We start from the raw sequence: 26993 nt of genomic DNA on the forward strand, positions 1-26993 counted from the left end.
TTGCCCCAGTTGCTTGCCTTACGCTCGGCGCCACACAGCACAACAACCGCAGACGTACGTCGGCCCCCGTACGCCACCCCCAGCCCGGCCGCGAAGAACGCCCCGCCGTCACGCGATCTCCGGATCCGACTCCTCCCGCACCGTCCACTCGGTGTCCCGCAGGATCGTGTGCTGGACCTCGCCGGCTCCGTTCAGGGCCGCCCAGATCAGCGCCACCCCCGCCAGGATGCACAGGGGGTAGGCGACCAGGCCGGGGACGTCGGCCGTGTCGAGGAGGAGGACCGGGAGGCAGAGGAGGGACGCCAGGAGGGCGCCGGCCGCGATCCGGCCGTGGACCGGGAGGCGGAACTTCGCCGTGCGGGGCACCTTGCGGGTCGCCCGGTCACGGGAGGTGGGGCGCAGCTCGCGGGCGGCCGCGGTCGCCGTGCGGTACGTGACCTCCTCCGGGTTGGTCAGGCCCAGGACCGTCGTGCCGCCGTGGTCGGCGACGAACGCCACCGGCTGCCTGCCCTCGATCAGCTTGTAGCGGCGGGCGAACAGCAGCCAGCCCTCGGTCCCCCTCAACACGGCTCCCGCGCGCGCGACTTCGGTGCGGTCCCCCGTGCCCAGCGGGATCTCCTCGCCCTTCGCGTCCGTCAGGACGAGGCAGTGCTGCTGCGTGGTGGACAGCTTGCCGGGCTTGTCGCCGCGTTCGTGGTAGCGGTACACGAGGGGGCCGTCCACCCGGGCCCTGATCGCGTGCACCTCGCCCGCCGCCGCGTCCTCGACCAGGACCTTGTACTTGGCGCGGGCCTCCTTCCGCGAGACATCCGTGCGCAGGCTCCAGGCGAACCTGATCGTGAGGAACAGGACGGTGAAGAAGAACACCGCGCCGAAGAGTCCGTTCCGCTCGGCCAGCCTCGCGAGGACGACCGGGGAGAGCGCGACGAGGACGAAGCCGGTCGCGCGGCCGGCATCCCGCACGTCGGAGGGGAGCCGCGCCGGTATCGCGGGCACCTCGGACGCGGGGTCCGCGGCAGCGGGCGGGGGCAGGGGCGGCGCCACCCGGCAGGCCAGGGCCCAGGCCGCCGTGAGGACCGCCGCCGCGGCGAGGCAGCCGACGACGTCCAGCCTCGGTGCCGACGTGTCGAGCCCGGCAAAGGCCAGGGCCAGCGCCGCCGCCGCCGCGAGGAGTGCCCCCGCTCCCAGGGCGCGGGTGAGCAAGGTCGAACGTCGCATGGCCCTTCCTCCGGTGTGCTCGCTCGTGCTCTCTTCCGTGATCGTGATCGCGGCGATCAGTGTCCAACCGGGCCCGCGTGTACGTAAAGAGGCGGCGACGGATCGCCTCCGCCCTTACCTGTCACGTAATCGACCGGCCCCGCCCGGCCCGGCAGTCTGGCGTCACCGGAACCCGGGCGGCGCACTCCGTCCGGGCTCCGGGGCCCACGAGTTCAGACGTACGTGACTTCAGGAGGCACCTGGAATGACCGCCGACACGCCCTACGACACCGCCGCCGCCCGCTACTTCGACGCCTGGAACGCCCGTACTCCGGAGGAGCGCGCCAAGGCCGTCGCCGCCGCCTGGACCGAGGACGGCACCTACACGGACCCGCTAGCCGACGTCACCGGCCACGACGGGATCGGCGCCGTCATCGGCGCCGCGCACGAGCAGTTCCCCGGGTTCTTCTTCCGGCCGCTCGGCGCCGTCGACGGGCACCACCGGCTGGCCCGCTTCGGCTGGGAACTGGTCTCGGAGGCGGACGGCAGCACGCCCGTCGCCGGGTTCGACGTGGTCGAGCTGGACGACGACGGACGGATCCGCGCCGTCCACGGATTCCTCGACCGCGTCCCCGCCTGAGCACCGCCTGGGCACCGCCTGGGCACCGCCTGGGCACCGCCTGGGCACCGCCTGGGAACGTGGCGGAAAAGTGAGCATCCTGTGAACACGGAACGGATGTCCAGTATTCGCCCCTTGGGGGGACTTCCGACTTCATGTGGGGAAGTAACGGACGCGGTTTCGTTGCGGTATTGGTTCACCTCTTGACGATGCATGGGGCGCCGAGTTGGCTTCGAGCCACCTCGGCCGCACCGTCGCGGCCACGTCAGGGAGGTATCCGTAATGAACACGCGAATGCGATGTGCCACGAAGGCGGGCGCCGCATCCGTCCTGCTGGTCTCGCTCACGGCCTGCGGTGGTGTGCTGCCCGGGGGGAGCAGCGACAGCGGCGCGCCCGTGCGCAAGGGCAACGATGTCAAGATAGGTCTGCTCCTGCCGGAGAAGGAGACCGCGCGCTACGAGAAGTTCGACCGGCCGATCATCGAGAAGCAGGTTTCCGAACTCACCGGCCGTCAGGGCAAGTTCGTATACGCCAACGCGGACCAGGACGCCGATCTTCAGAACCAGCAGATGCAGAAGATGATCGACGAGAAGGTCGACACGGTGATCGTCGACTCCGTGGACGCACACACGATCCGCGCATCGGTGCAGAAGGCGAAGGACGCGGGCATCCACGTCATCGCCTACGACCGCCTCGCCGAGGGCCCGGTCGACGCGTACGTCGGCTTCGACAACGACCTCGTCGGGCAGACCCAGGGCAAGGAGCTGGTCGCCGCCATCGGCGCGGACCAGGGCAAGAAGGCCAAGGTCGTCATGATCAACGGCTCGCCGACCGACCCGAACGCCGCCGCCTACAAGAGCAGCGCGCGCGAGGAGCTGGAGAACACGGTGACGGTCGCGAAGTCGTACGACACCGTGGCCTGGAAGCCGCAGAACGCCAAGGCCAACATGCAGCAGGCCATCGCCGCGCTCGGCGCCTCGAACATCGCGGGCGTCTACTCGGCGAACGACGGCATGGCCGCCGGTGTGATCGCGGCGCTCAAGGAGGCCGGTGTCACCAAGATGCCGCCCATCACCGGCCAGGACGCCGAACTTGCCGCCGTCCGCCGCATCCTCACCGGCGACCAGTACATGAGCGTGTACAAGCCCTACCCGGACGAGGCGGCGACCGCCGCCGAGATGGCGGTCCGCATCGCCCAGGGCCGCGACATCGAGTTCGAGGCGCTGGCCACCAGCCGCACCGACAGCCCGACCACCAAGCAGATCCACACGGCGAGCATCAGCGTCGTGGCGCTGAAGCGGTCCAACATCAAGCAGACGGTCGTCAAGGACAAGATCTACACCGTCAAGCAGATCTGCTCGGGCGGGTACGCGGACGCCTGTGCCGCGGCCGGCCTGAAGTGACGGAAGGCCCGGGCGGGTCTCACGTCTCGTCGTCCAGGATGCCCGACCGGCCGATGAGATAGCCCAGTTGGGCCCTGCTGTCACTGCCGAGGGTCGCCGCGAGCTTGGCGATGTGGACCCGCACGGTGCGGATGTTCACGCCGAGGCGCTCCGCGATGACCGCGTCGGTGTGGCCCTCGGTGAGCAGGGTCGCGATGGTGCGCTGCCGGGTGGTGACACCGCCCGGCGACGGCTCCTCGCCCAGATCCAGCGGGAACATGGGGGTCGCCAGCCGCCACAGCCGCTCGAAGGTGGTGGCGAGATAGCTGATCAGCGCCGGGTGCCGGATCTCCAGCGCGACCGTGCGGTCCGGGTTCGCCGGGATGAAGGCCACGGTCCGGTCGAGCATGACGAGCCGCTCGGTGACCTCGTCGAGGGTGCGGACCTGGACGTCCCCGCTCAGCTCCTCGTAGTGGGCGAGGACGGCCGGGGAGTGGCGCGAGGTGTGCTGGTACAGCGTGCGCATGCGGCCGCCGCGGCTCAGCAGCTCCTGCTCGCGCGGCAGGGTCGTCGCGAGGAGGGACGCGGGGCGGGCCGGTCCGGGCTGGATGGTCAGCAGTTCGCTGCACGACTCCGTGGTGGCCTCGGCGATCGCGTCGTTGATGCGCCGCAGCCCGAGCAGCACGCTGATCAGCGGGGCGTTGGGCACCGCGGCCCGCTCCGCGTCCAGCGCCATCAGCGAGGCGAACGTCTCGGCGAGCTTCGCCTCCTGGCTGCGCCGCTGCACGATGTCCTGCTCGATCGCCTTCAGCAGCCCCGGCAGCGCGATCGCGGGCGGCACGGGCCGCAGCCACTGCGGGTCCTCGGTGTCCGTGTGCAGCAGCCCGTACGCCTCCAGACACGGGGTCGGGGCGGTGTCCCGGCGCAGCACACGGCCTTCGCGCAGGGTGCGGGTGTACAGACTCATCCCGGCTTCGCACAGTTCGCCGACGCCGTGGGGGTGGCCCTGCCCAGTCACGAATGACTCTCTCTGTTCGGTTCGGGCGTATCTGACTCCAGCAGCCCCGAGCGGGCGATGAGATAGCCGAGCTGGGCCCGGCTGCCGCTGCCCAGGGCCGCCGCCAGCTTGGCTATGTGCGCACGGCAGGTACGGACGTTCATCCCGAGCCGGCGGGCGATCGCCTCGTCGACATGGCCGTCGACGAGGAGCTTCGCGATCGAGCGCTGCACCCCGGTGATGCCGTCGGTGGGCGGAGCATAGGGCGCTTCCTCCAGGAGGGGCACGGCGCGCCCCCACAACTGCTCGAAGACCGTGGTCAGATACTCGACCAGACCGGGATGCCGCAGTTCGAGGGCGACTTCGGTGTCTCCCCGGGTGGGGATGAAGGCCACGGTACGGTCGAAGATCATCAGTCGTTCGATGAGTTCCTCAAGAGTCCTGATCTCGACGTTTCCGCGCGCCATGTGCTCGGCATAGACCAGCGTGCCCTGGCTGTGGCGGGCGGTGTGCTGATACAGGGTGCGCATGGTGATGCCGCGCGCGATGACGTCCTGGCCGCGCTCCAGCGCCTCGGTGAGGGAGTGTTCGCTGCGGCCGCCGCCCGGCTGGACGGTGAGGATCTCGGAGGTGCACTCAGCTATCGCCAGCTCGATGGCGGAGTTGATCCGGTTGATGCCTTCGAGCACGGTGATCGCATGGGTTGTCGCCGGATCCTGTGCGCTGATCGCCATGAAAGGTTCGAAATAGTTGGCGAGGTCGACGGCGAGGCTCCGGCGCTCCTGTATCTCGCGCTCGATGGGGTGCAGCCGCTGGGCCAGCGCCGCCGCGGGAGGCACCGGCCGCAGCCAGTTGGCGTCGTCCGGGTCCGGGTGGAGCAGGGCGAAGTCCAGCAGACATGGAGCGGGCACCACTTCCGTGCGCGCGATACGCCCGGAGTGCAGGGCATGGGCGTACAACCGCCTGCCCTCGTCACACAATTCGGCCGCAGCATGGGGATGTGTCCCATGTGGATGTTTTGGTATCACTTGCTCACCCCCCAGGGTCCTGAACGTGCAGGAACATGATGCATCGATCCTGTGGTGTTTGCGTGGCCGAATGAGCCATCGTCTTGGGGAGCCGGGGGAGAGTAGCCATGGAAGTGAGGACGAAGCCCACTATGCGCAAGGAAATGCTTCGCTCGATACTGGTGGGTGCCTTCTCCGCCGGGCTGGCCTTCGGCGTTGCCGGCGCCCTGGATCTGTCCTGGAGTTCGGCGCCTTCCGGTACGGGCACTTCGGTGTCGCAGGCCGTGGCGCCGCCGGACCTCTCCTGGAGTTCGGCCCCGGCCGGTGCGACGGCGGTGCGGCCCGCGGACCTGTCGTGGAGCAAGGCGCCCGCCGGCTCGGTCGTGCGGCTCGTGGACCTGTCGTGGAGTTCGGCCCCGGCCGGTGCGACGGCGGTGCGGCCCGCGGACCTGTCGTGGAGCAAGGCACCCGCCGGCGTGACGTCGGTGCGGCCCGCCGACCTGTCGTGGAGCACGGCGCCCGCCGGCTCGGGAACGACGGTGACGCAGGCCGTGGCACCCCCCGACCTCTCCTGGAGCACCGCCCCCGTGGCAGGTGCTGCATGATCACCCCACCGGACGACAGAACCCTGCGCCGCGAGATGGCGATCGCCTACCGCTCCGGTTGGCACACCATCGACCTCGTGACGGCGATCCCGAACGCCGGTGACTCCCTCATGGTCACCCTGTTCGGAGAGCCGATCGTCGTGGTGCGGGAGGACGACGACGACATCCGGGCCTTCCGGTGTCTGCGTCGGCCGCGCGGCGCCCCACAGCCGGTGCGGTCGGTCGTCCGGTACGGGATGATCTTCGTGAATCTGGACCAGCGTGACCACCAGCTGGTCGGCGAGGCAGGACCCGAGGCCTCGCGGGCGCCCCGAGGGGCGTCCCCCCGCACCACAGCCACCCCCCGCAGTGCCTGACGCGATGCCCCCGTCGTTGTAGATCGCGCAGGTGCTTCCCCCCGCAGCGGCGTCACCGTGGACCTGAAACACGGTGGCGCCGCTGCAGTTTTGCGTGCGCCCTAGCCGGCGTCGGAGTCGTCGAAGACGGCGTTGCCCGTCGCGCGGGTCACCGCGATCTCGATGACCACCCGGTCCGGGTTGGGCCGGGGCGTCCGGTAGCGCTCCGCGTAGCGGCGCTCGGCGTCGGCCACGCTTTCCGGATCCGTGCGCACGGTGGCCCGCCCCTCCAGCGTGGCCCAGCGCCGTCCGTCGACCTGGCAGACCGCGACCGGCCCCGGCCCGTCGAGAAGATGCGCGGCCTTGCGGGTCCCCTTGCCGGTGATCACCCGGGCCACCCGCGCCTCGGCGTCGTAGGTCACGCCGACCGGGACGACGTGCGGTGTGCCGTCGCCGCGCAGGGTCGTCAGGGTGCACAGATGCCGTTCTCGCCAGAAGCTGAGAAAGGCGTCGGGAGGATTGTCGAGGTCGATCCGCTTGGCCATGCCCCGGAACCTACCGCGAACCCGCCGGGCGGCCTTCCGACTCCTGGGTTGAGTGGAATAGACTCAACTTTGTCTACGTTGGTGAAGTCAGAGTTAGTACCCGAACCCGTAGTACCGAGGACGTGGAGGAGAACAGGCACGTGGACGCCGAGCTGACGAACCGGAGCCGCGACGCGATCAACGCGGCGAGCAGCCGGGCCGTGTCCGGGGGGCACCCGGATCTGACCCCGGCACATCTGTTGCTGGCCCTTCTCGAAGGGCGGGCCGATGAGAATGCGAACATCGTCGACCTGCTGGCCGCCGTCGACGCCGACCAGGCGCAGGTCAGGGCCGGTGCGGAGCGCGTACTGGCGTCGCTGCCCAGCGTGACCGGGTCGACGGTCCCGCCGCCGCAGCCCAGCCGCGACCTGCTCGCGGTGCTCGCGGACGCCAATGAGCGTGCCAAGGAGCTGGGCGACGAGTTCCTCTCCACCGAGCACCTGCTGATCGCCATCGCCGCCAAGGGCGGCGCCGCCGGTGAGGTGCTGACCGAGAATGGGGCCAGTGCGAAGAAGCTGGCCGAGGCGTTCGCGAAGATCAGGGGAGGGCGCCGGGTGACGACACCCGACCCCGAGGGGTCCTACAAGGCGCTGGAGAAGTTCGGGACGGACTTCACCGCCGCCGCCCGCGAGGGCAAGCTCGACCCCGTCATCGGGCGTGACCAGGAGATCCGCCGGGTCGTCCAGGTGCTGTCGCGCCGCACCAAGAACAACCCCGTGCTCATCGGCGAGCCCGGCGTCGGCAAGACCGCCGTCGTCGAGGGCCTCGCCCAGCGCATCGTGAAGGGCGACGTGCCGGAGTCCCTGAAGGACAAGCGGCTCGTCTCGCTCGACCTCGGTGCGATGGTTGCGGGTGCGAAGTACCGCGGCGAGTTCGAGGAGAGGCTGAAGACCGTCCTCTCCGAGATCAAGGAGAGCGACGGCCAGGTCATCACCTTCATCGACGAGCTGCACACCGTCGTGGGCGCGGGCGCCGGCGGCGACTCCGCGATGGACGCGGGCAACATGCTGAAGCCGATGCTCGCCCGCGGTGAGCTGCGGATGGTCGGCGCCACGACGCTCGACGAGTACCGCGAGCGCATCGAGAAGGACCCGGCGCTGGAGCGCCGCTTCCAGCAGGTGCTGGTCGCCGAGCCGTCCGTCGAGGACTCCATCGCGATCCTGCGCGGGCTCAAGGGCCGCTACGAGGCCCACCACAAGGTGCAGATCGCGGACAGCGCGCTGGTGGCCGCCGCCACCCTCTCCGACCGCTACATCACCTCCCGCTTCCTCCCCGACAAGGCCATCGACCTCGTCGACGAGGCGGCCTCCCGGCTCCGCATGGAGATCGACTCGTCCCCGGTCGAGATCGACGAGCTCCAGCGCTCCGTCGACCGCCTGAAGATGGAGGAGCTGGCGATCGGCAAGGAGACCGATCCGGCCAGCAGGCAGCGCCTGGAGAAGCTGCGCCGCGACCTCGCCGACAAGGAGGAGGAGCTGCGCGGACTCACCGCCCGCTGGGAGAAGGAGAAGCAGTCCCTCAACCGCGTCGGTGAGCTGAAGGAGAAGCTCGACGAGCTGCGCGGACAGGCCGAGCGGGCCCAGCGCGACGGCGACTTCGACACGGCGTCCAAGCTGCTCTACGGCGAGATCCCCACCCTGGAGAGGGACTTGGAGGAGGCCTCCGAGGCCGAGGAGGAGGCCGCCCGGGACACCATGGTGAAGGAGGAGGTCGGCTCCGACGACATCGCGGACGTCGTCGCCTCCTGGACCGGCATTCCGGCCGGGCGCCTGCTGGAGGGCGAGACGCAGAAGCTGCTGCGCATGGAGGACGAGCTCGGCAAGCGCCTCATCGGCCAGTCCGAGGCCGTCCGCGCCGTGTCCGACGCCGTCCGCCGCACCCGCGCGGGCATCGCCGACCCCGACCGCCCCACCGGCTCGTTCCTCTTCCTCGGCCCGACGGGCGTGGGCAAGACGGAACTGGCCAAGGCGCTCGCCGACTTCCTCTTCGACGACGAGCGGGCCATGATCCGCATCGACATGAGCGAGTACAGCGAGAAGCACAGCGTCGCGCGGCTCGTCGGTGCCCCGCCCGGCTACGTCGGCTACGAGGAGGGCGGCCAGCTCACCGAGTCGGTGCGCCGGCGCCCGTACAGCGTCGTGCTGCTCGACGAGGTGGAGAAGGCCCACCCCGAGGTCTTCGACATCCTGCTCCAGGTGCTCGACGACGGCCGTCTCACCGACGGTCAGGGCCGCACGGTCGACTTCCGCAACACGATCCTGATCCTCACGTCGAACCTGGGCAGCCAGTTCCTGACCGACCCGATGACCTCGGCGGACGAGAAGAAGCAGCAGGTCCTGGAGATCGTCCGGGCCTCCTTCAAGCCGGAGTTCCTGAACCGGCTCGACGACCTGGTCGTCTTCTCCGCCCTGGACAAGGACGAGCTGCGCCGCATCGCGGGGCTCCAGCTCGACCGCCTCGCCAAGCGCCTGGCGGACCGCCGCCTGACGCTCGACGTCACGGACGCCGCGCTGACCTGGCTCGCGGACGAGGGCAACGACCCGGCCTACGGCGCCCGCCCGCTGCGCCGCCTGATCCAGACGGCCATCGGCGACCGCCTGGCCAAGGAGATCCTGTCCGGCGAGATCAAGGACGGGGACACGGTCCGGGTGGACGTCTTCGGGGACGGGCTGATCGTGGGGCCCGGGGCGGCTCCCGGGAAGACGCTGTAGCGGGGGCCCGTCCAACGACAGCCCCGGGCACCGGAATTCGAGCCCGTCGCTCCCGAGCGACGGGCTCGAAAACGTGTGCGCATCCAGTGAAGTTTCTGTGGGATGATCGCGCGATCGCGCAGGCCGCTTGAGGCCCGCGAGGCCACTCACGTCACTCCCGGCGCCGATGTCGCAGGCACTCACATCGCGTACGGCCGGGCGGCGTTCAGCCACTTCACCGGTCCGGGGGGACTCCATGCCACACCCCACGGGTACGACCGCGAGACCTGTCGCCGCGGCCCGTACCACGCTCCTGCTCGTCCTGTCCGTGCTCGTCGCCCTGCTGGTCCCCGGCGCGTCCCGCGCCGTCGCCGACGGGACGGACGCCGCGGCCGGCCAGTGCGCCGCGCTGCCGCTCGCCGGTTTCGGCGACCCCGGCGACGGAGTGGGCTCCGGGACGGTCGACGCCGACCAGAGCACCTGCTTCACCGTCACCACCGAGGCGGCGGGCCTGCACCGGGTGCTGCTCGGCGGCCTCCCCGAGGGCTACGTCCAGGTGTACGACGGCGACACCGAGATCGACTGCTACGACGCGGACTGGGGCGCGGGCTGGTGCGACCTGCCGCGTGCCGCCGCGTACACGGTGAAGGTCGTCAACAACGGCTGGGCCCCCGCGGACTTCACGGTCGGCGTCTTCCCGCTCGGCACGACGGACGGGTGCGGCTCCCCGGTCTCCACCGCGTGGGACACGAAGCCCGTCACCGGCTCGCTGTCCGGCAAGGTCGCCCTGCTGTGCCAGGCGTTCGAGGGCAAGCCCGGTGAGCGGATCACCGTCGACCTGGATCTGCCCAAGTACGGCGAGTCCGTCAACTGGATCACCGACGCGACCGGCGCCCACATCTGCCCGCACTTCAACGACGACGACAGCGAGGGCTGCGTCCTGCCCGGTGACGGCCCCTACCGCGTCATCGGCCAGATCACGGAGATCGAGGACGGCTACCCGGCCTCCTACGAGCTGAAGGTGCGCCGCCTCTCCGACCCGGCGGGCTGCGCGCCCGCCCCGGTCGACTCCTTCGGCGCCGCGCCGTCCCCGGCCCGGGAGGGCGTCGGCTGCCGGACCCTGACCGTCCCCGCCGACGGCTCGTACAGCCTGTACGAGATCTCCGACAGCACGCGCACCGCGCTCTCCGTCTACGACCACGACGGCAAGACCGTGTGCCGCGGCGGCGGCGAGACGTCCCTGTGCCGTCTCACGGCCGGGACGTACACGCTGTTCACCGACCGGCCGACGCTGATCCTCGACCGGGCGTCCACGAAGGGCTGCGAGCCCGCCGCGTCCGGCACCGTCAAGGGCCGCTTCGACGCGGCCGGCGAGATCGACTGCCTGACCCTGCCGTTCCCGAAGGACGCCCGGGTCGCCGTGCTCAAGGCGTCCGGCGCGGACCCCTACCCCGACGCCACGGTGGTGGACGCCGTCGGCGCCCAGCGCTGCGACTACGAGACCCTGTCGGGCGGCACCTGCGCGCTGGCCGGGGACGGCCCGCACCGCGTGCTGGTCTCCACCGACAGCCAGGACCCGGCCACCGGGCCGTACAACCTGACCGTGCTGCGCACCGACGCGGCCAACGACTGCCGGGCGTTCCCGGCCGGTGACTTCACCGCCGACGGCCCGACGGCCGCGGTGCGCACCGGCGACGGTGTCTTCGCGACCTGCCTGGCCATTCCCGCCGACGCCCACAGCGCGACGGAGAACCTGCAGCTGCGCGCCGACACCGGTACCACCGCCACCGCCTCCTTCTCCGTCCTGGACCCGGACGGCAAGCAGGTCTGCTCGGTGTACGCGTCGTTGTCCACCTGGACCACCTGCGGGCTCAAGCCCAAGACCGCGTACACCGTGCTGTTCACCGGCCGCGACACCACCGCCTCGTACACCCTGGCCCGCCGCGATGTCACCGCGGACGCCAAGGGGTGCACGTCGGCGCCCGCGAGCGCGGTCGGCGGCCCCTCGGTCGGCGGCGACCTGGGCGCGCCCGGCACCCTGAGCTGCCGTCAGGTCACCACGGCGGACGCCGCGGACGTGCTGCACCTGAACGTCCGTGACGCGCTCGGCACCGCGAACATCCTCGCGTACAAGGCCGACGGCAGCACCGCGTGCAGCTACCAGAACAAGGCGTGCGCCGTCACCGGCTCCACCCGCTACCAGGTGATCGCGACCGTCCCGACGAACCTCAGGTCCGCCTCCTCCTACCGGCTCGACGCGCTGCGCATCGCGACCGCGGACGGACCGGCGAAGGAGTGCGAGCGGGTCCCGAACGTCAGTTACGGCTACGGGCCGGTCACCGGCACCCTGAACGAGCAGCACACGGCCGTGTGCGCGGTGCTGCCGACGGCGTACGCCGACTACTTCGAGACGAAGATCTCCGACACGGCCGGTGCGGCCGACACGGCGGTGCCCGCCCTCTACAACTCCAAGCTCGCCAACGGATGCTCGTCCGCCGGCTCGGGCGGGTACCGGTGCGGGGTCAACGAGCCGTACACCTCGGCGACCACCCCGACCACGCTCGTCCTCGGACTGCCCGAGAAGACGTCGAGCACCGCGTACCGGGCCGAGCTGATCTGCAGGTCCGTGTTCTGCGGCACCGAGAAGGTCTCCGTCGCCCAGGTGACCCCGCTCACCGGGACGAGCGGATCCAAGGCCACCCTCAAGGTCACCGGCACCGCGCTGCACGCCGACGACGAGGTGCGCATCCAGCTGAACGGCAAGACGGTGACGGCGAGGACGACCGAGGTGTCGGCGGACCGTACGTCCCTGACCGCCGTCCTCGACCTCACGGGCGTCGCACCCGGCGCTTGGAACCTGAGCGTGTTTCCGCACAACGGCTGGGAGTACCCGCGCGGCACCTTCACCGTCACCGCGGCGGCCGCGGCGCGGAACACCACGGCGCCGAAGATCACCGGCACCCCGAAGGTGGGGGAGAAACTGACGGCCGGGCCCGGCACCTGGACGCCCGCGCCGGCGTCGCTGACGTACCAGTGGCAGGCGGACGGCACGCCGATCGCGGGGGCGACCGACGCCACGTACACCGTGCCCGCCGCCCTGCTGGGCAAGAAGGTCACGGTCGCCGTCACCGCGAGGCTCACCGGGGCGCCCGCCGCGACGGCGGTGTCCGCCGCCGTGACCGTGGCCGAGGGCAGCGCACCCCACGCACTGCGCAATCCCGCGGTCACCGGCAGCGCGAAGGTGGGCAGCGTCCTGACGGTGAACCCCGGGCTCTGGTCACCGAAGCCGACGGCGCTGCGCTACCGCTGGTTCGCGGACGGCAAGGCGGTCGACGGCGCCACCGGCGCGACCCTGCGCCTCACGTCCGCCCAGCTCGGAAAGAGGGTCTCCGTGACGGTCACCGCGGTCCGCACCGGGCACGCCTCCCGGACGCTGCGGACGGCGGCGACCGCCGCGGTCGTGCGCTGAGACGGGGCCCGTCGCGATCGATTCCGGTCAGCCGACAGCGGACACCGACAATGGAACCGGGCGGGGGTTGCGGCACCCCGCCCGGGATGGGAGAGGATGACGGAATCCATACGAAGGGAACAAGCGCGTGAGCATCGACCCGTCCTCGATTCCGAATTTCGGGGGACAGCCTCAGCAGCAGGGGGCGGGACCGGCGGGCCCCGTCATTCCCGACCAGGACCTGGTCAAGCAGCTGCTCGACCAGATGGAGCTCAAGCACGTCATCGACGACGAGGGTGACCTCGCGGCGCCGTGGGAGGAGTTCCGTACGTACTTCATGTTCCGCGGCGAGGGCGACCAGCAGGTCTTCTCGGTGCGGACGTTCTACGACCGCCCGCACGGCATCGAGGCCAAGCCTCAGCTCCTGGAGTCGATCGACGACTGGAACCGCCGCACCCTGTGGCCGAAGGTCTACAGCCACACCCACGACGACGGCACGGTCCGCCTCATCGGCGAGGCCCAGATGCTGATCGGCACCGGAGTCTCCCTGGAGCACTTCGTGTCGTCGACCGTCAGCTGGGTGCGCGCCGCGATCGAGTTCGACCGCTGGCTGGTGGAGGAGCTCGGCCTGGAGGCCGACGTCGACTCGGCCGTGGACGACGAGAAGCCCGGCGACGACGCCGAGTGACACCCCGCTACAGCGGCCTGTGGGCGTAGACCAGCAGATACGTCCCGTACGCCACCGAGAGCCCGGCCAGCGCACCCACCACCAGGAGGGCCTGCGCGGGTCGGGTTCTCGCCGTTCTGGCCAGGGCGCACGCCAGCGGCAGCAGCAGCGGGAACGCGGGCAGCAGGAAGCGCGGCTTGGACTCGAAGAAGCCGGAGCCGCACACCGCGATCGACAGCAGCACGCCGCTGTACACGACCAGCGGCAGCGGGGCCCGGTCCAGGAGCAGCAGCGCGAACAGCAGCACGCCCGCCGCCACGATCACCAGCGCCATCGGGAACACGAAGGCGTCCCCGCGCAGCAGCATCCGCTTGGCGAACCGCGCCGACCCGATCCCCATGTCGAACGTGGAGCCCCAGGCCCGCTGCACCGCGAAGTAGCCGCCGAGCAGATCGCCCTCGCGCCGGCCCACCCACAGGACGTACGCGGCCCAGCCCGCCGGGGCGAGCAGGGCGCCCGTCCACAGCCTGTGGGGAACGCGGCCGCGCCGCCGCACGAGTTCCCAGGCGGCGGTGGCCAGCACGGCGGCGGCGACCGCGAAACCGTTCGGCCGGGCGAGGCCCGCGAGTGCGGCCAGGGCGCCCGCCCAGACCCAGCGCCCGGTCAGCACCGCGTACAGCGACCAGGCGGCCAGCGCCGTGAGCACCGGTTCCGTGTAGCCCATGGACAGCACCACCGAGTGCGGCAGCACCCCCCACAGCACGACGAGCAGCGCGGCCACGGTCGGGCCGTGCAGCCGCAGCCCGATGCGGTGGATGCCGAGCGCGGCGGCGCCCGTCGCGGCCCAGGCGATCAGCAGGCCGCAGGCGCCGGCGTCGAGCATCGGCAGCAGGGTGTGCGCGGCGCGGATCAGGGCCGGGTAGAGCGGGAAGAAGGCGAGGTCCTGGTAGCGGAGGCCGGGGCCCGGGTGCAGGGTGTGGGCGCCGTAGCCGTCCGCGGCGATGCCGAGGTACCAGATCGAGTCCCAGGAACGGCCGAGCAGCGCCCAGGACTTCTCACCGGTGAGCGCGAGGGCGGCGCCGCCGGCCATGCGGACGACGACGAACAGGGCCAGGGCCCGCAGCGCCGTATCCGTCGTGCGGGGCCGGGCGATGGTGGCTGAGGGGGCGTCAAGTAGGGCGGTGGTGCTCGGCTCGGTCACATCCGAACCCTGCGGTGCGGCTGCCGCCGCCGCGACTCGGGCTGCGCCGACCGGGTTCGTCCTTCGGGTGCAGCCCCCACCGGCCGTCAGACGAGCGACGACACCGCTCTACAGTCCCTTCAGGCGGCCCACGGCGTCCGCCAGCACCTTCTCCTGCTTGCAGAAGGCGAACCGGACGAACGGCGCCCCCGCCTCCCGGTCGTCGTAGAACACGGCGTTCGGAACAGCCACCACCCCGCACCGCTCGGGAAGCGCCCGGCAGAACGCGAACCCGTCGTCGAACCCGAGCGGCCGGATGTCGGTCGTCACGAAGTACGTGCCCCGCGGCCGGAACACCCCGAACCCCGCGTCGGTGAGCCCCGCCACCAGCAGATCCCGCTTGGCGGTCATCTCGGCGCGGAAGTCCGAGAAGTAGGAGTCGGGCAGGGCGAGGGCCTCGGCGACCGCGTACTGGAACGGCCCGGCCGAGACGTACGTGAGGAACTGCTTGGCCGAGCGCACGGCCGTCACCAGCTCCGGCGACGACGTCACCCAGCCGACCTTCCACCCGGTGAACGAGAACGTCTTGCCCGCCGACCCGATCGTCACGGTCCGCTCCCGCATCCCGGGCAGCGTGGCCAGCGGCACGTGTGCGGCGTCGTCGTAGGTCAGGTGCTCGTAGACCTCGTCGGTGACGACGAGCAGGTCCCGCTCGACGGCCAGCTCGGCGATGGCGGTCAGCTCGGCGCGGGTGAGGACGGTGCCGGTCGGGTTGTGCGGGGTGTTCACGAGGAGCAGCCGGGTGCGCGGGGTGACGGCGGCCCGCAGCTCGTCGAGGTCGAGGCGGAACGCCCCGCCGTCCGGGCGCAGGGTCACCGGCACCCGCGTACCGCCGGCCAGCGCGATGCTCGCCGCGTACGAGTCGTAGTACGGCTCAAGGGCGATCACCTCGTCGCCGGGCTCGACCAGGGCGAGCAGCGAGGCCGCGATGGCCTCGGTCGCGCCCGCGGTGACCAGCACCTCGCGGTCGGCGTCCAGCTCGATGCCGTACCGGCGCTTCTGGTGATCCGCGATGGCGGTACGCAGCTCGGGGACGCCGGGCCCCGGCGGGTACTGGTTGCCGCGCCCGTCCCGCAGCGCCCGCACCGCGGCCTCGCGCACCTGCTCGGGACCGTCGGTGTCGGGGAACCCCTGTCCGAGGTTGATGGCTCCGGTGGAGACGGCCAGCGCGGACATCTCCGCGAAGATCGTGGTCCCGAACTCGGCGAGACGGCGGTTGAGGAGGGGGCGGGTGCGGGAGGTCATGGGCGTCATCCTGCGCCGGGAGGTGCGGCTTCCTCAACCTGCGTCCGGCGGAGATTCCCACACGCCTCGGTCCCGAAATCGCGAGAAACGGGCAGGTGGGGCGTATGGCCAGGGAGGTGCGAAGAGTTTCTGAAAGGCACTTCTGCGCAGGTCAGCACCTCCTTCGACGGGAGAAAGCTCTGGAGTTCCTCAACTCTGCTTTGACCGTGTGCGGGCACGGGCATCCCCCTGTCACGCCCGCACGGGGCGCCCCTCGGGGGATTCGGGGGAAGGGAAAGGAGGACCGGTGATGGGAGCAGTTTTCATCGGGGTCTTCGTGGTGCTGGTCGTCGCCATCGTCGTCGGAACGGCCAAGGCGGGCGGCAGCGGTCGTGCGCCCAGTACGTCGCTGCGGAAGAAGAAGTCGCGCTCGCGGGGTGCGAGCAGCAGTTGGTGGGCCGGGGGCGGGGCCGCGAGCTCCGGTGGGACCTCGTGCTCGTCCGGATCGTCCGGCCATCACGGCCACTCCTGCGGGGGCGGCCACTCGTGCGGCGGGGGGAGTTCCTGCGGGGGCGGCTCGTCGTGCGGAGGCGGAGGCGGGTGCGGCGGCGGCAGCTGACGCCGCACCGCTCACGGGGAGGCGGGCGGCCCGCGCGGAGGCGACTGACACGGGGCAGTCGGTCCACGCGGGCCGTCCGCATGTCGGGACGCGGGCGGGGCCGGATCGTCCGTACATGTGTCCAGGAAGGACCCGAAGGGTGTGCGCCGGGCGCATTCCGGCGGTCGCGGAGGTTGAACAGTTGAGCTGTGCAGCGCTCGGGGGGATGGAAACCCCGTCAAGTTGGGTAAAAACGCTGTGACCGCGCCATCGCCCATGATTCCCTTTTAACCGTCAACTCAGCCCTCGTACTGCGTATTCACAGCGTTCGCGTGGGCACGAGCCGGTCCCTTTGCCACAGCCGGCCCCACCTCCCTTTGCGTGCTAGCGGAGCCGACCCATGCTCACGACCCTGAACACCGCCTACACCGACACCAGCGCGGACGACCTGGCCTGGACCCTCGGCCGTGAGCCGCTTCCCGCGCTCGCCACCCTCGATCTGGAACTTTCCGGCGCCACGCTCCAGTTGAGGCTGCTCGGCGCCTCCCACCAGGTGCTCCTGGAGGAGGAGAACGGCAGCTGCTCGGAGACCGTGGCCTGTATTCCGGGCAGCAGCACCCCGCTGCCGCTCGGTGTCGCCGAGCGCGTCGGCGACTGGGAGTACGAGTTCGCCGCCCGGGTCGAGGACCTGACGCCGGGCCAGTTCGCCGGGCGGGCGCAGGAGCTGCTCGCTCTGGTGTCCGACCATCCGAACGGTCTGGCCGGGGTCTTTCCGGGCAGCCCGCACGCCTTCACCGCGATGCTCGCCCAGCGGCACGAGGGCCAGGTGCACTGGCGCACCTGGCACGCGTACCCGCAGGACGGTCAACTCGTCGCCACCCGCACCCGGGTGGGAGTGCGGAGGGCCGCCCCCGTGCTGATGTGACCCCCGTGTATGCCTGTGCGCCGGTTTTCCACACGTGTGGGTGACGGGACGGAGTTGTGCGGTGACGTAGCGTTCCCTGAGTGATCGATCCGCACGCCCCTGCCCCGCGCTCGGGGGTCCCGCGGTCCCGGGGCGAGCCGGGCCGGGCCCCGCTCCCGGTCAAGCCGGGCACCGGCCGGTTCCTGGTCCTCGCCGGCGTCTTCGTCTGCGCAGCCTGCGGACTGGTGTACGAACTCGAACTGGTGGCCCTCGCCTCGTACTTGATGGGCGACTCGGTCACCCAGGCGTCCGTGGTGCTGTCCGTCATGGTCTTCGCGATGGGCCTCGGCTCGCTCGCCGCCAAGCGGCTGCGCTGCCGCCCCGCGGCGGGCTTCGGCATGCTCGAGGCCCTGCTCGCGCTGGTCGGCGGGTGCAGCGCCATGGCCCTGTACGCCGTGTTCGCCTGGACCGGCGGCTGGGGCGGGGTCTGGGGCGACGGGCCGAGATACCTGCTGGTCGGCTTCTCGCTCGCCATCGGGGTGCTGATCGGCGCCGAGGTGCCGCTGCTGATGGTGCTCATCCAGCGGATCCGGCGGCAGGACCCCGGTGGCGCGGTCGCCGACCTGTTCGCCGCCGACTACGTGGGCGCGCTGGTGGGCGGGCTCGCCTTCCCGTTCGTCCTGCTGCCGCTGCTCGGGCAGTTGACGGGAGCGCTGCTGACCGGCGCGGTCAATGCCGTGGCGGGCGGGGCACTCGTCCTCGGGCTGTTCCGGCGGGACCTGAGCCGGCGGGGGCGCTGGCTGCTGCTCGCCGCCAATGTCACGGTGCTCGCGGTCCTGGCCGCCGCCTGGGTCCTCGTCGACGACTTCGAGCGGGCGGCGCGGCACGCCATGTTCGGCGCGCAGGTGCGGGTCGCCGTGCAGAGCGAGGTGCAGGAGGTCGTGCTGACCGGCGGTGAGCACGGGCGGCCCCTCGGTCTCTACCTCGACGGCAGGCTGCGGGTGCGCGGCGACGCCGCCGCCCGCTACCGCGCCGACCTCGTCGACCCCGCGCTGCGCGACGGGCCGCGGGGCCGGGTGCTCGTGATCGGTGGCGGGGACGGGATCGCGGCGCGCGAGGTGCTGCGCTTCGGCGGGGTGCGGCGGGTCGACGTCGTCGACACCGACCCCGAGGTGGTGCGGCTCGCCCGCCGCGACCCGGGGCTCAGCGCGGTGAACGGGCGGGCGCTGAGCGATCCGCGCGTGCGGGTGGTCACCGGGGACGTGTTCGGGCTGCTGCGGGGCGGGGAACCGCTCGGGGGCCCGTACGACGTGGTGATCTGCGATCTGCCCGATCCGGCGCTCACCAGCAGTACGAAGTTGTACTCGCAGGAGTTCTACGGGCTGGTGGCGCGGGTGCTGGGGGAGCGGGGGCGGGTCGTGGTGCACGGGGGGCCGGTGTCGGGGCGGTTCTGGACCGTCGCGGAGACCGTGCGGTCGGCCGGGTTCCGGATCGTCTCCTACCGGGGGAGCGGGGGCGCCGCCTTCGTCCTGGGCGCCCGGCAGGCGCCGCCGTCCGCCGGGGGCGCCAGGGTGATCCGCCCCGACCGCCCCTACGCCCCCTCGACCCTGGTGCACCCGCGCTACACCGCCGACTAGCCCGCGCCCACGAGCGCCTGGCCACGAATCGCCCCTCGCTGGGGTGAACCGGGACCATGGCCGGGACGGAGTCGGTAGGGTCGGCTGGCATGGAGCATGAGGTGTTCGTTCCGGTTCCGGCGGAGTCCGTCAGGGCGGTGCTCGGCGACCCCCTTCGGGTGGCCCGGGCCCTGCCCGGTTTCCAGCGCGACGCGTCCGGCGACGGCGGCCGCCTCAAGGTCCGGATCGGCGGGCACACCATCACGTACCGCGGCACCGTCACGGTGGACCGCGCCCCGGACGGCTCTCTCGCGGTGAGCGGCGACGCCGTCGAGGCCCGCGGCACCGGCACCGTGACCTTCGCCCTGACCGCCCGCGCCGCCGCCACCGACGGCGGCACCACCCTCACCTTCACCGGCACCGCGGCCGGCGACGGCCGCGTCGCCGAACTCCCCGGCGACGCGGTGGAATCGGCGGCCCAGCGCCTGCTGACCCGATTCGCGGAGAACCTCGCGGCCGCCGGACAGGAGCCCGGCAGCGACCCGGAGCCCCTGGACACCACCGACGACCCCGGGATCCCGGACGCGCCGGAGCCGTCCGTGTACGAGGTCGAGGTGCCGCCCCCGTCCCTCGACCCCGAGACGGACCTGCCCGCCGAGCCGGCCGCCGCCCACGCCCGCCGCACGATGATCGGCCGCAGCGCGGAGGAGGTCGACCACGCCCCGCCGCGCGGCCGCTACGCCCCCGTGCCCGCCCCGGCGGGCAGCACGGCGAGCGCCACCCTGCGCTGGGCGGCACCCGCAGCCGCCCTCGCCGTCGCCTCCGCGATCGTGGTCGGCCGGGCGCTGCGCAGGCGCCGCTGAGCGCTCAGGCCCCCGCCCCGCATAGGGTCAGTGGTCGTGACGACACAGGAAACGACGCTGACCGCGGGCGACGCGGAAGTGACCGTGGCGCCGGGCAACGGCTGCCGCATCAGCAGTCTGAAGATCGCCGGGACCGAACTGCTCCGGCAGGGCGAGCGCTACGGCTGCTTCCCGATGGTGCCCTGGTGCGGCCGGATCGCGGACGGCCGGTTCAGGGACGGCGGCCACGTCCACCAGATGCCGCTGAACTCCCCGCCGCACGCCATCCACGGCTTCGCCCGGGACGCCGAGTGGACCACGGCGCGGGCATCGGCGGCCGAGGCCGTGTTCACGTACGACCTCACCGACCCCTGGCCCTACTCCGGCCGGGTCACCCAGGTCGTCGCCCTCACCGAGGACGCGCTGACGCTCACGCTCGGCATCGAGACGTACGGCGACTCGTTCCCGGCGCAGGTGGGCTGGCACCCCTGGTTCAACCGGAAGCTGGGCGAGAGCGCTGTCGAGATCGCCTTCGACGCCGCCTGGCAGGAGGAGCGGGGCGAGGACCACCTGCCCACCGGCCGGCGCATCGACGTGCAGCCGCAGCCGTGGGACGACTGCTTCGGCATGCCCGACGGGGTGGACGTGACCCTGACCTGGCCCGGAGCGTTCGCGGTGAACGTGAAGAGCCGTGAGCCGTGGGTCGTCGTCTACGACGAGCAGGACGCCGCCGTGTGCGTCGAGCCGCAGACCGGGCCGCCGAACGGGCTCAACACCGCCCCGCGCCTCGTCACGCCCGTGGAGCCGCTGGAGGCCAGCACCACGTGGACCTGGCAGCGCCTTTAAGCTCATAGGCATGACGACGAACGACGTGCGGGACGCCCTGCTCCAGCAGATCAAGGACAAGGCCGTGGTGCACGGCAAGGTGACGCTCTCCTCCGGGCTCGAGGCCGACTACTACGTCGACCTGCGCCGCGTCACCCTCGACGGCGAGGCCGCCCCGCTCGTCGGCCAGGTGCTGCTCGACCTCACGAAGGACCTGGAGTTCGACGCGGTCGGCGGACTCACCATGGGCGCCGACCCCGTCGCCGGCGCCATGCTGCACGCCTCCGCCGCCCGCGGCGAGCGGCTCGACGCCTTCGTCGTCCGCAAGGCCGCCAAGGCGCACGGCATGCAGCGCCGCGTCGAGGGTCCCGACATCAAGGGCCGCCGCGTCCTGGTCGTCGAGGACACCTCCACCACCGGCGGCTCCCCGCTGGAGGCCGTGCAGGCGGTGCGCGAGGCGGGTGCCGAGGTCGTCGGCGTCGCCACCATCGTCGACCGCGCCACCGGCGCCGCCGAGAAGATCACCGAGGGCGCCGGGGTCCCGTACCTCTTCGCGTTCTCCAAGGACGAGCTGGGCCTGGACTAGCCGGGACGTACGTCCCGCCGAACCGGGCCTTCCCCGGACTGGAGCATTCGCACAAGTCTGGAAAGATGGGGCCGACGATGATGTCACCCCATGGTGCTTGGTGAGGTCGGACCACCGGTCAGGACACCAGAACAACCTCAACCCGCAATCCCGCGCTTCACGAGGAGACGGCAGATGCCCATCGCAACCCCGGATCAGTACAACGAGATGCTCGACCGGGCCAAGGCGGGGAAGTTCGCCTACCCGGCCATCAACGTCTCGTCGACGCAGACCCTGAACGCGGCGCTGCAGGGCTTCGCCGAGGCCGAGTCCGACGGCATCATCCAGATCTCCACCGGTGGCGCCGAGTACCTGTCGGGCCAGGGCGTGAAGGACATGGTCGTCGGCGCGCAGGCGCTCGCCGAGTTCGCCCACGTCGCCGCCGAGCGCTACGGCAACAAGATCGCGCTGCACACCGACCACTGCCCCAAGGGCAAGCTGGACGGGTACGTGCGCCCGCTGCTCGACATCTCCGCCAAGCGCGTCGAGGCCGGCGGCCTGCCGCTGTTCCAGTCGCACATGTGGGACGGCTCGGCCGAGACCCTCGCCGACAACCTGGAGATCGCCCAGGAGCTGCTCGCCAAGGCCAAGGCCGCGCACATCATCCTGGAGATCGAGATCACCCCGACCGGCGGTGAGGAGGACGGCGTCTCGCACGAGATCAACGACAACCTCTACACCACGGTCGACGACGCGGTGCGCACCGTCGAGGCCCTCGGCCTGGGCGAGAAGGGCCGCTACCTCCTGGCCGCCTCGTTCGGCAACGTGCACGGCGTGTACAAGCCGGGCAACGTCGTGCTCCGCCCCGACCTGCTCGCCGAGCTGAACTCGGGCATCGCCGAGAAGTACGGCAAGCCGGCCGGCTCCAAGCCGTTCGACTTCGTCTTCCACGGCGGCTCGGGCTCCACCCTCGAGGAGATCCGCACCGCGCTGGAGAACGGTGTCGTGAAGATGAACCTCGACACCGACACCCAGTACGCCTTCACGCGGCCGATCGCGGGCCACATGTTCGAGAACTACGACGGCGTCCTGAAGGTCGACGGCGAGGTCGGCAACAAGAAGACGTACGACCCGCGCGTGTGGGGCAAGAAGGCCGAGGCCGGCATGACCGCCCGCATCGTCGAGGCCTGCGAGAGCCTGCGCTCCACGGGTACCCGCATCAAGTAGGCGGACCGAGAACGAGCCTACGGCCGGGCCCGGCCCCCTCGGGGTGCCGGGCCCGTGTCATGTCTGGAGGACTCAGCAGTGACGTACGACTTCGACACCGTCGTCGACCGGCGCGGCACCTGGTGCGTGCAGTGGGACGGCATCACGGACCGGTTCCCCGTGCCGGACCTGCTGCCGTTCACCATCTCCGACATGGACTTCCGGTCGCCGCCCGAGGTGCTCGACGCCCTCACCGAGCGCATCGGGCACGGCGTGCTCGGCTACACGGACTGGCAGCACGACGACTTCCGCGGCGCGATACGCGACTGGTACCGCGACCGGTACGCGACCGAGGTGGACGTCGAGCAGCTGGTGTACGCCCCCTCGGTCCTGAACCAGATCGCGCAGCTGCTGCGCATGTGGACGGCTCCGGGCGACGCCGTGGTCGCGCACACTCCGACCTACGACGGGTTCCGCAAGTGCGTCACCGGGCTCGGCCGCGAGCTGCGCACCGTCGGCGTCGACGACTGGGCCGGACTGGAGCGCGAGCTGGCCCGCCCGGACGCCCGCGCCCTCTTCCTGTGCTCGCCGCACAACCCGACCGGGCACGTGTGGACCGACGCCGAGCTGCGGCGGATCGCTGCTCTCGCGCGCGCCCATGACATCGCTGTCATCAGCGACGAGATCCACTCCGACCTCACCCACGACGGATACGTCCACCGGCCGTTCACGGCGTACGGCGAGGGGCTGCGCTGGGCGCTCGTCACCTCCGGCAGCAAGTCCTTCAACTTCCCCGCGCTGAGCGGCAGCTACGGCTTCGTCGGCGACCCGGACGACCACGCCGAGTTCGTCCGCAGGATGGGGCACGACGAGGGCCTGGAGTCACCGGCCGTGCTCGCGCTGACCGCGCACATCGCCGCCTACCGCGAGGGCGGCGCCTGGCTGGACGGGCTGCGCGCGTACACGTACGCGAACCTGCGGCTCCTGGAGGACCGGCTCGAAGAGAGCTTCCCCGAGCTGGGCTGGCGGATCCCGCAGGCCGGATATCTCGCCTGGATCGATCTGCGGCCGCTCGGCATCACGTCCGACGAGGAGCTGCAGCGGGTCCTCGTCGAGCGGGAGCGGGTGGCGGTCATGCCGGGCGGGACGTACGGCGAACCGGGGTTCGTGCGGCTGAACCTCGGCTGTCCGCGGAGCAAGGCGGAGGCCGGGATCGAGGCGCTCGTGAGGGCCGTCGCGAGCGTCCGCGCCGATGGCGCAGACTGGAACCCATGAGCCTTCACGAGAACCTGCTCGGGGGACCGCCCCCGACCCATCTGCCCGACGACCCGGAGCCCCGCGAGCTGCTGGCGGGCGGCACCGCCCCTGCGGACGTCGCCGCGAAGTACCCGACCTCCTCGCTCGCCTGGGCGCAGCTCGCCGACGCGGCCTTCGAGCGGGGCAGCGTCGTGGAGTCGTACGCGTACGCCCGCACCGGCTACCACCGCGGCCTGGACTCCCTGCGCCGCGCCGGCTGGAAGGGCCACGGGCCCGTGCCGTGGGAGCACGAGCCCAACCGCGGCTTCCTGCGCGCCCTGCACGCCCTGGCCCGCGCCGCCGGTGCCATCGGCGAGCAGGAGGAGTACGAGCGCTGCACGCAGTTCCTGAAGGACTCCTCGGCGACGGCCGCGCAGACCCTCGGCTAGAGCCCGCTGTCCCGTGAGGCCCGCCTGTGATCAGGCGGGCCTTGCCGTTTCGGGGCACGATTGTGAAGGATGCGAGGTGGGGACCGGGGCCCCGTGCCGGTAACGGCAGGGCGGACCGCTACCCGTAGTACGCAACAGGAGACAGCGATGTCCCACGACGCGGAAGCGATGCCGCATCTCGACTTCGCGGGCACCACGCCCTACGAGGACTACGTCCAGGCCGACGTCCTCACCCACCTCCAGACCCTGCGCTCGGACGATCCCGGCGAGATGGTCTTCCTCGTGACGACCCAGGTCATGGAGTTGTGGTTCACCGTCATCGTGCACGAGTGGGAGACCGCGAGCCGGGCCCTCGCCGCCGACGACGTGCCCGCCGCGATCGCCGCGCTCAAGCGGTCGGTGCGCGAGCTGGAGGCGCTGAACGCCTCGTGGCGGCCGCTCGCCCAGCTCACCCCGGGCCAGTTCAACTCCTACCGGGCCGCGCTCGGCGAGGGCTCCGGATTCCAGTCGGCGATGTACCGGCGCATGGAGTTCCTGCTCGGCGACAAGTCCGCCTCGATGCTGGTCCCGCACCGCGGCGCCCCGCGCGTCCACGCCGAGCTGGAGAAGGCGCTGCACGAGCCGAGCCTGTACGACGAGGTGCTGCGGCTGCTCGCCCGGCGCGGCCACGACGTGCCGCGCGCCGTCCTGGACCGTGACGTCTCCCGCCGCTACGAGCCGTCGCCGGAGGTCGAGGCGGTGTGGACGGCCCTGTACGCGGGCGACGAGAGCGCCGAACTCGCCCGGCTCGGCGAGGCGTTGAGCGACGTCGCCGAGCTGGTGTGGCGCTGGCGCAACGACCACCTGGTGGCGACCCGGCGCGCGATGGGCGCCAAGACGGGCACCGGCGGCTCCGCCGGGGTCGCCTGGCTGGAGAAGCGGGCGCGCGGCAATGTCTTTCCCGAACTCTGGACGGCGAGGTCCCATGTCTGATCTGCGAGAGCGCGCACGGGAGCTGGACGCCGCCGACGAACTGGCCGCGGTGCGCGCGGAGTTCGTGCTGGACGACGTGGTGTACCTGGACGGCAACTCGCTGGGCGCGCTGCCCGTGAACGTGCCGGGCGCGGTCGAGGACGTCGTGCGCCGCCAGTGGGGCGAGCTGCGCATCCGGTCGTGGACCGAGTCGGGCTGGTGGACGGCGCCGGAGCGGATCGGCGACCGCATCGCCCCGCTGCTCGGGGCGGCCGCCGGTCAGGTCGTGGTCGGCGACTCCACCAGCGTCAACGTGTTCAAGGCGCTGGTGGGCGCGGTACGCCTCGCCCCCGAGGGGCGCGACGAGATCGTGGTGGACGCCGCGACGTTCCCCACGGACGGCTACATCGCCGAATCGGCGGCCCGGATGACGGGGTGCACGGTGCGGGCGGTGGACCCGGGCGCGGTGCCGGAGGCGCTCGGCCCGCGGACGGCGGCCGTGCTGCTGAACCAGGTCGACTACCGCACCGGCCGCCTGCACGACCTGCCCGGACTGACGGCGGCGGTCCGCGCGGCCGGTGCCGTCTCCGTCTGGGACCTGTGCCACAGCGCGGGCGCGCTGGAGGTGGGGCTCGACGAGCACGGCGTGGACCTGGCGGTCGGCTGCACCTACAAGTTCCTCAACGGCGGCCCGGGCGCACCCGCGTACCTGTACGTGCGCGCCGCGCACCAGGAGCGCTTCGACTCGCCGCTGCCGGGCTGGAACTCGCACGCCGAACCGTTCGGGATGCGCCCCGCGTACGAGCCCGCCGACGGTGCGGTGCGCGGCCGGGTCGGCACCCCGGACATCCTGTCGATGCTCGCCCTGGAGGCGGCTCTCGACGTCTGGTCGCGGCCGGACGTCTCGGTCGCCGCGGTGCGCGCCAAGTCCCTCGCGCTGACGGACTTCTTCCTGGAGTGCGTGGCGGGGTACGTGCCCGAGGGCCGGGTCGAGGTCGTCACCCCGGCCGCCCACGCCGAGCGGGGCAGCCAGGTCGCGCTGCGCTGCGCGGACGCCGGTGAGGTCATGGGGCGGCTGATCGCGGCGGGCGTCGTCGGCGACTTCCGGGCGCCCGACGTGCTGCGGTTCGGGTTCACCCCGCTGTATCTGGGGTTCGCCGAGGTGGAGCGGGCGGCGCGGGTGCTGGCCGGCGAGCTCAGCTGACGTAGGCGCCGGCCTCGGCCGCTGCTGCTGCGGCGGCGACGGCCCGGTCCGCGTCCGCCTCGGTGGGCGCGGCGCCGGTCGTCAGCATCCGGTAGTAGAGCGGGGCGGACACGGCCCGGACGACCTCGCCGGCATCCGTCCCCGAGGGCAACTCGCCCCGGTCGACGGCCTCTTCGACGGCGGGCGCCCACTCGGCGACCCGGACCTCGTAGAACTGCCCCAGGGCCTGCGCGGTCCGTTCGTCGCAGGTCGCGGCGGCGATCACCGCGCGGAACAGCGGGCCCTGCCGGGGATCGGTCAGGGTCCGCTGCACCAGCCGGGCGTTGGCGGTCAGGTCGCCGCGCAGCGAGCCGGTCGCCGTGCGCGGCAGCGACTCCTCGGCCATCTCGGCCAGCAGGTCCGTGACGAGTCCCGTGGGGGAGGACCAGCGCCGGTACACGGTGGTCTTGCCGACCTCCGCGCGGCGCGCGATGTCGGCGAGGTCCAGCCCGGCGAAGCCCCGCTCCGCCAGGACGTCACCGGCCGCCGCGAGCACCGCGGCGCGGACCCGGGCGGTGCGGCCGCCCGGGCGGAGGGTGCCGGGTTCGGGTTCACTGCTCAT

24 protein-coding genes are annotated in these 26993 nt (G+C 71.9%); 17 read left to right on the plus strand and 7 right to left on the minus strand.

Annotated elements, in window-relative coordinates:
- Positions 1–108: 108 nt before the first annotated feature.
- Positions 109–1218, minus strand: coding sequence for a hypothetical protein (locus ABT127_RS34340; RefSeq protein ID WP_351458858.1), 1110 nt, complete (start codon positions 1216–1218; stop codon positions 109–111).
- A gap of 244 nt (positions 1219–1462) precedes the next feature.
- Here ABT127_RS34340 and ABT127_RS34345 point away from each other — a divergent pair, with 244 nt between their 5' ends.
- Both ABT127_RS34345 and ABT127_RS34350 read left to right on the plus strand, forming a co-directional pair.
- Positions 1463–1837: a nuclear transport factor 2 family protein gene (locus tag ABT127_RS34345; RefSeq protein ID WP_351458862.1), complete on the plus strand. Its 375-nt coding sequence runs from the start codon at positions 1463–1465 to the stop codon at positions 1835–1837.
- A 261-nt stretch (positions 1838–2098) separates the two neighbouring features.
- A complete protein-coding gene (locus tag ABT127_RS34350; RefSeq protein WP_351458864.1) occupies positions 2099–3220 on the plus strand; it encodes a substrate-binding domain-containing protein in 1122 nt (373 codons plus the stop codon).
- Positions 3221–3239: 19 nt separating this feature from the next.
- On the opposite strand, the gene ABT127_RS34355 is transcribed toward ABT127_RS34350, so the two are convergent.
- Both ABT127_RS34355 and ABT127_RS34360 read right to left on the minus strand, forming a co-directional pair.
- Complete coding sequence (locus ABT127_RS34355) at positions 3240–4166, minus strand: LuxR C-terminal-related transcriptional regulator (RefSeq protein WP_351458867.1); 927 nt, start codon at positions 4164–4166, stop codon at positions 3240–3242.
- A gap of 47 nt (positions 4167–4213) precedes the next feature.
- A complete protein-coding gene (locus tag ABT127_RS34360) occupies positions 4214–5224 on the minus strand; it encodes a helix-turn-helix transcriptional regulator (protein ID WP_351458870.1) in 1011 nt (336 codons plus the stop codon).
- A 143-nt stretch (positions 5225–5367) separates the two neighbouring features.
- Between ABT127_RS34360 and ABT127_RS34365 the strand changes: the two genes are divergently transcribed.
- Both ABT127_RS34365 and ABT127_RS34370 read left to right on the plus strand, forming a co-directional pair.
- Positions 5368–5808 (plus strand): hypothetical protein, encoded by a 441-nt coding sequence (locus ABT127_RS34365; RefSeq protein ID WP_351458873.1) that lies wholly within the window; start codon positions 5368–5370, stop codon positions 5806–5808.
- On the plus strand, positions 5805–6164 hold the full coding sequence (locus ABT127_RS34370; protein WP_351458876.1) for a hypothetical protein: 360 nt from the start codon (positions 5805–5807) through the stop codon (positions 6162–6164). The genes ABT127_RS34365 and ABT127_RS34370 overlap by 4 nt, the downstream gene beginning before the upstream one ends.
- Positions 6165–6265: 101 nt before the next feature.
- Here the strand turns inward: ABT127_RS34370 and ABT127_RS34375 are convergent, their stop codons facing one another.
- Positions 6266–6688 carry a pyridoxamine 5'-phosphate oxidase family protein gene (locus ABT127_RS34375; protein WP_351458879.1) on the minus strand — a complete coding sequence of 141 codons (423 nt, stop codon included), beginning with the start codon at positions 6686–6688 and terminating at the stop codon, positions 6266–6268.
- Between the two features lie 140 nt (positions 6689–6828).
- Here ABT127_RS34375 and clpB point away from each other — a divergent pair, with 140 nt between their 5' ends.
- From clpB to ABT127_RS34390, 3 genes are all read left to right on the plus strand, one after another.
- Positions 6829–9438, plus strand: coding sequence for an ATP-dependent chaperone ClpB (clpB, locus tag ABT127_RS34380; protein ID WP_351458992.1), 2610 nt, complete (start codon positions 6829–6831; stop codon positions 9436–9438).
- Positions 9439–9673: 235 nt separating this feature from the next.
- Positions 9674–12886 carry a hypothetical protein gene (locus ABT127_RS34385; protein ID WP_351458881.1) on the plus strand — a complete coding sequence of 1071 codons (3213 nt, stop codon included), beginning with the start codon at positions 9674–9676 and terminating at the stop codon, positions 12884–12886.
- A 127-nt stretch (positions 12887–13013) separates the two neighbouring features.
- The gene (locus tag ABT127_RS34390) at positions 13014–13553 is read left to right on the plus strand and encodes a YbjN domain-containing protein (RefSeq protein WP_351458884.1); all 540 of its coding nucleotides are present in this window, start codon (positions 13014–13016) and stop codon (positions 13551–13553) included.
- A gap of 7 nt (positions 13554–13560) precedes the next feature.
- Here the strand turns inward: ABT127_RS34390 and ABT127_RS34395 are convergent, their stop codons facing one another.
- Both ABT127_RS34395 and ABT127_RS34400 read right to left on the minus strand, forming a co-directional pair.
- Positions 13561–14733 carry a putative hexosyltransferase gene (locus tag ABT127_RS34395; RefSeq protein ID WP_351458887.1) on the minus strand — a complete coding sequence of 391 codons (1173 nt, stop codon included), beginning with the start codon at positions 14731–14733 and terminating at the stop codon, positions 13561–13563.
- 108 nt (positions 14734–14841) lie between these two features.
- The gene (locus ABT127_RS34400) at positions 14842–16026 is read right to left on the minus strand and encodes a pyridoxal phosphate-dependent aminotransferase (protein WP_351458889.1); all 1185 of its coding nucleotides are present in this window, start codon (positions 16024–16026) and stop codon (positions 14842–14844) included.
- A 968-nt stretch (positions 16027–16994) separates the two neighbouring features.
- On the opposite strand from ABT127_RS34400, the gene ABT127_RS34405 reads away from it, so the two are divergent.
- The 10 genes from ABT127_RS34405 (at position 16995) to kynU (ending at position 26392) form a co-directional block, all read left to right on the plus strand.
- Positions 16995–17519, plus strand: coding sequence for a DUF2617 family protein (locus ABT127_RS34405; protein WP_351458892.1), 525 nt, complete (start codon positions 16995–16997; stop codon positions 17517–17519).
- Between the two features lie 80 nt (positions 17520–17599).
- Complete coding sequence (locus ABT127_RS34410) at positions 17600–19135, plus strand: polyamine aminopropyltransferase (protein WP_351458894.1); 1536 nt, start codon at positions 17600–17602, stop codon at positions 19133–19135.
- Positions 19136–19224: 89 nt separating this feature from the next.
- The gene (locus ABT127_RS34415) at positions 19225–19977 is read left to right on the plus strand and encodes an SRPBCC family protein (protein WP_351458896.1); all 753 of its coding nucleotides are present in this window, start codon (positions 19225–19227) and stop codon (positions 19975–19977) included.
- A 36-nt stretch (positions 19978–20013) separates the two neighbouring features.
- A complete protein-coding gene (locus tag ABT127_RS34420; protein WP_351458899.1) occupies positions 20014–20802 on the plus strand; it encodes an aldose epimerase family protein in 789 nt (262 codons plus the stop codon).
- A 10-nt stretch (positions 20803–20812) separates the two neighbouring features.
- Entirely contained in the window at positions 20813–21367 is a 555-nt protein-coding gene (pyrE, locus tag ABT127_RS34425; protein WP_018529249.1) for an orotate phosphoribosyltransferase, read from the plus strand.
- 174 nt (positions 21368–21541) lie between these two features.
- Positions 21542–22573, plus strand: coding sequence for a class II fructose-bisphosphate aldolase (gene fbaA, locus ABT127_RS34430; protein WP_351458903.1), 1032 nt, complete (start codon positions 21542–21544; stop codon positions 22571–22573).
- A gap of 78 nt (positions 22574–22651) precedes the next feature.
- On the plus strand, positions 22652–23827 hold the full coding sequence (locus ABT127_RS34435; RefSeq protein WP_351458905.1) for a MalY/PatB family protein: 1176 nt from the start codon (positions 22652–22654) through the stop codon (positions 23825–23827).
- Positions 23824–24237 (plus strand): DUF3151 domain-containing protein, encoded by a 414-nt coding sequence (locus ABT127_RS34440; protein ID WP_351458908.1) that lies wholly within the window; start codon positions 23824–23826, stop codon positions 24235–24237. Before ABT127_RS34435 ends, ABT127_RS34440 begins: the two co-directional genes overlap by 4 nt.
- Positions 24238–24384: 147 nt before the next feature.
- Positions 24385–25209, plus strand: coding sequence for a tryptophan 2,3-dioxygenase family protein (locus ABT127_RS34445; protein ID WP_351458910.1), 825 nt, complete (start codon positions 24385–24387; stop codon positions 25207–25209).
- The gene (kynU, locus tag ABT127_RS34450; protein WP_351458913.1) at positions 25202–26392 is read left to right on the plus strand and encodes a kynureninase; all 1191 of its coding nucleotides are present in this window, start codon (positions 25202–25204) and stop codon (positions 26390–26392) included. The genes ABT127_RS34445 and kynU overlap by 8 nt, the downstream gene beginning before the upstream one ends.
- Here kynU and ABT127_RS34455 read toward each other — a convergent pair.
- Positions 26385–26993 (minus strand): TetR/AcrR family transcriptional regulator, encoded by a 609-nt coding sequence (locus ABT127_RS34455; RefSeq protein ID WP_351458916.1) that lies wholly within the window; start codon positions 26991–26993, stop codon positions 26385–26387. The genes kynU and ABT127_RS34455 overlap by 8 nt on opposite strands.

This window comes from Streptomyces sp. NPDC001904 (genome assembly GCF_040297005.1).
In the GTDB taxonomy this organism is placed as follows: Bacteria; Actinomycetota; Actinomycetes; order Streptomycetales; family Streptomycetaceae; genus Streptomyces.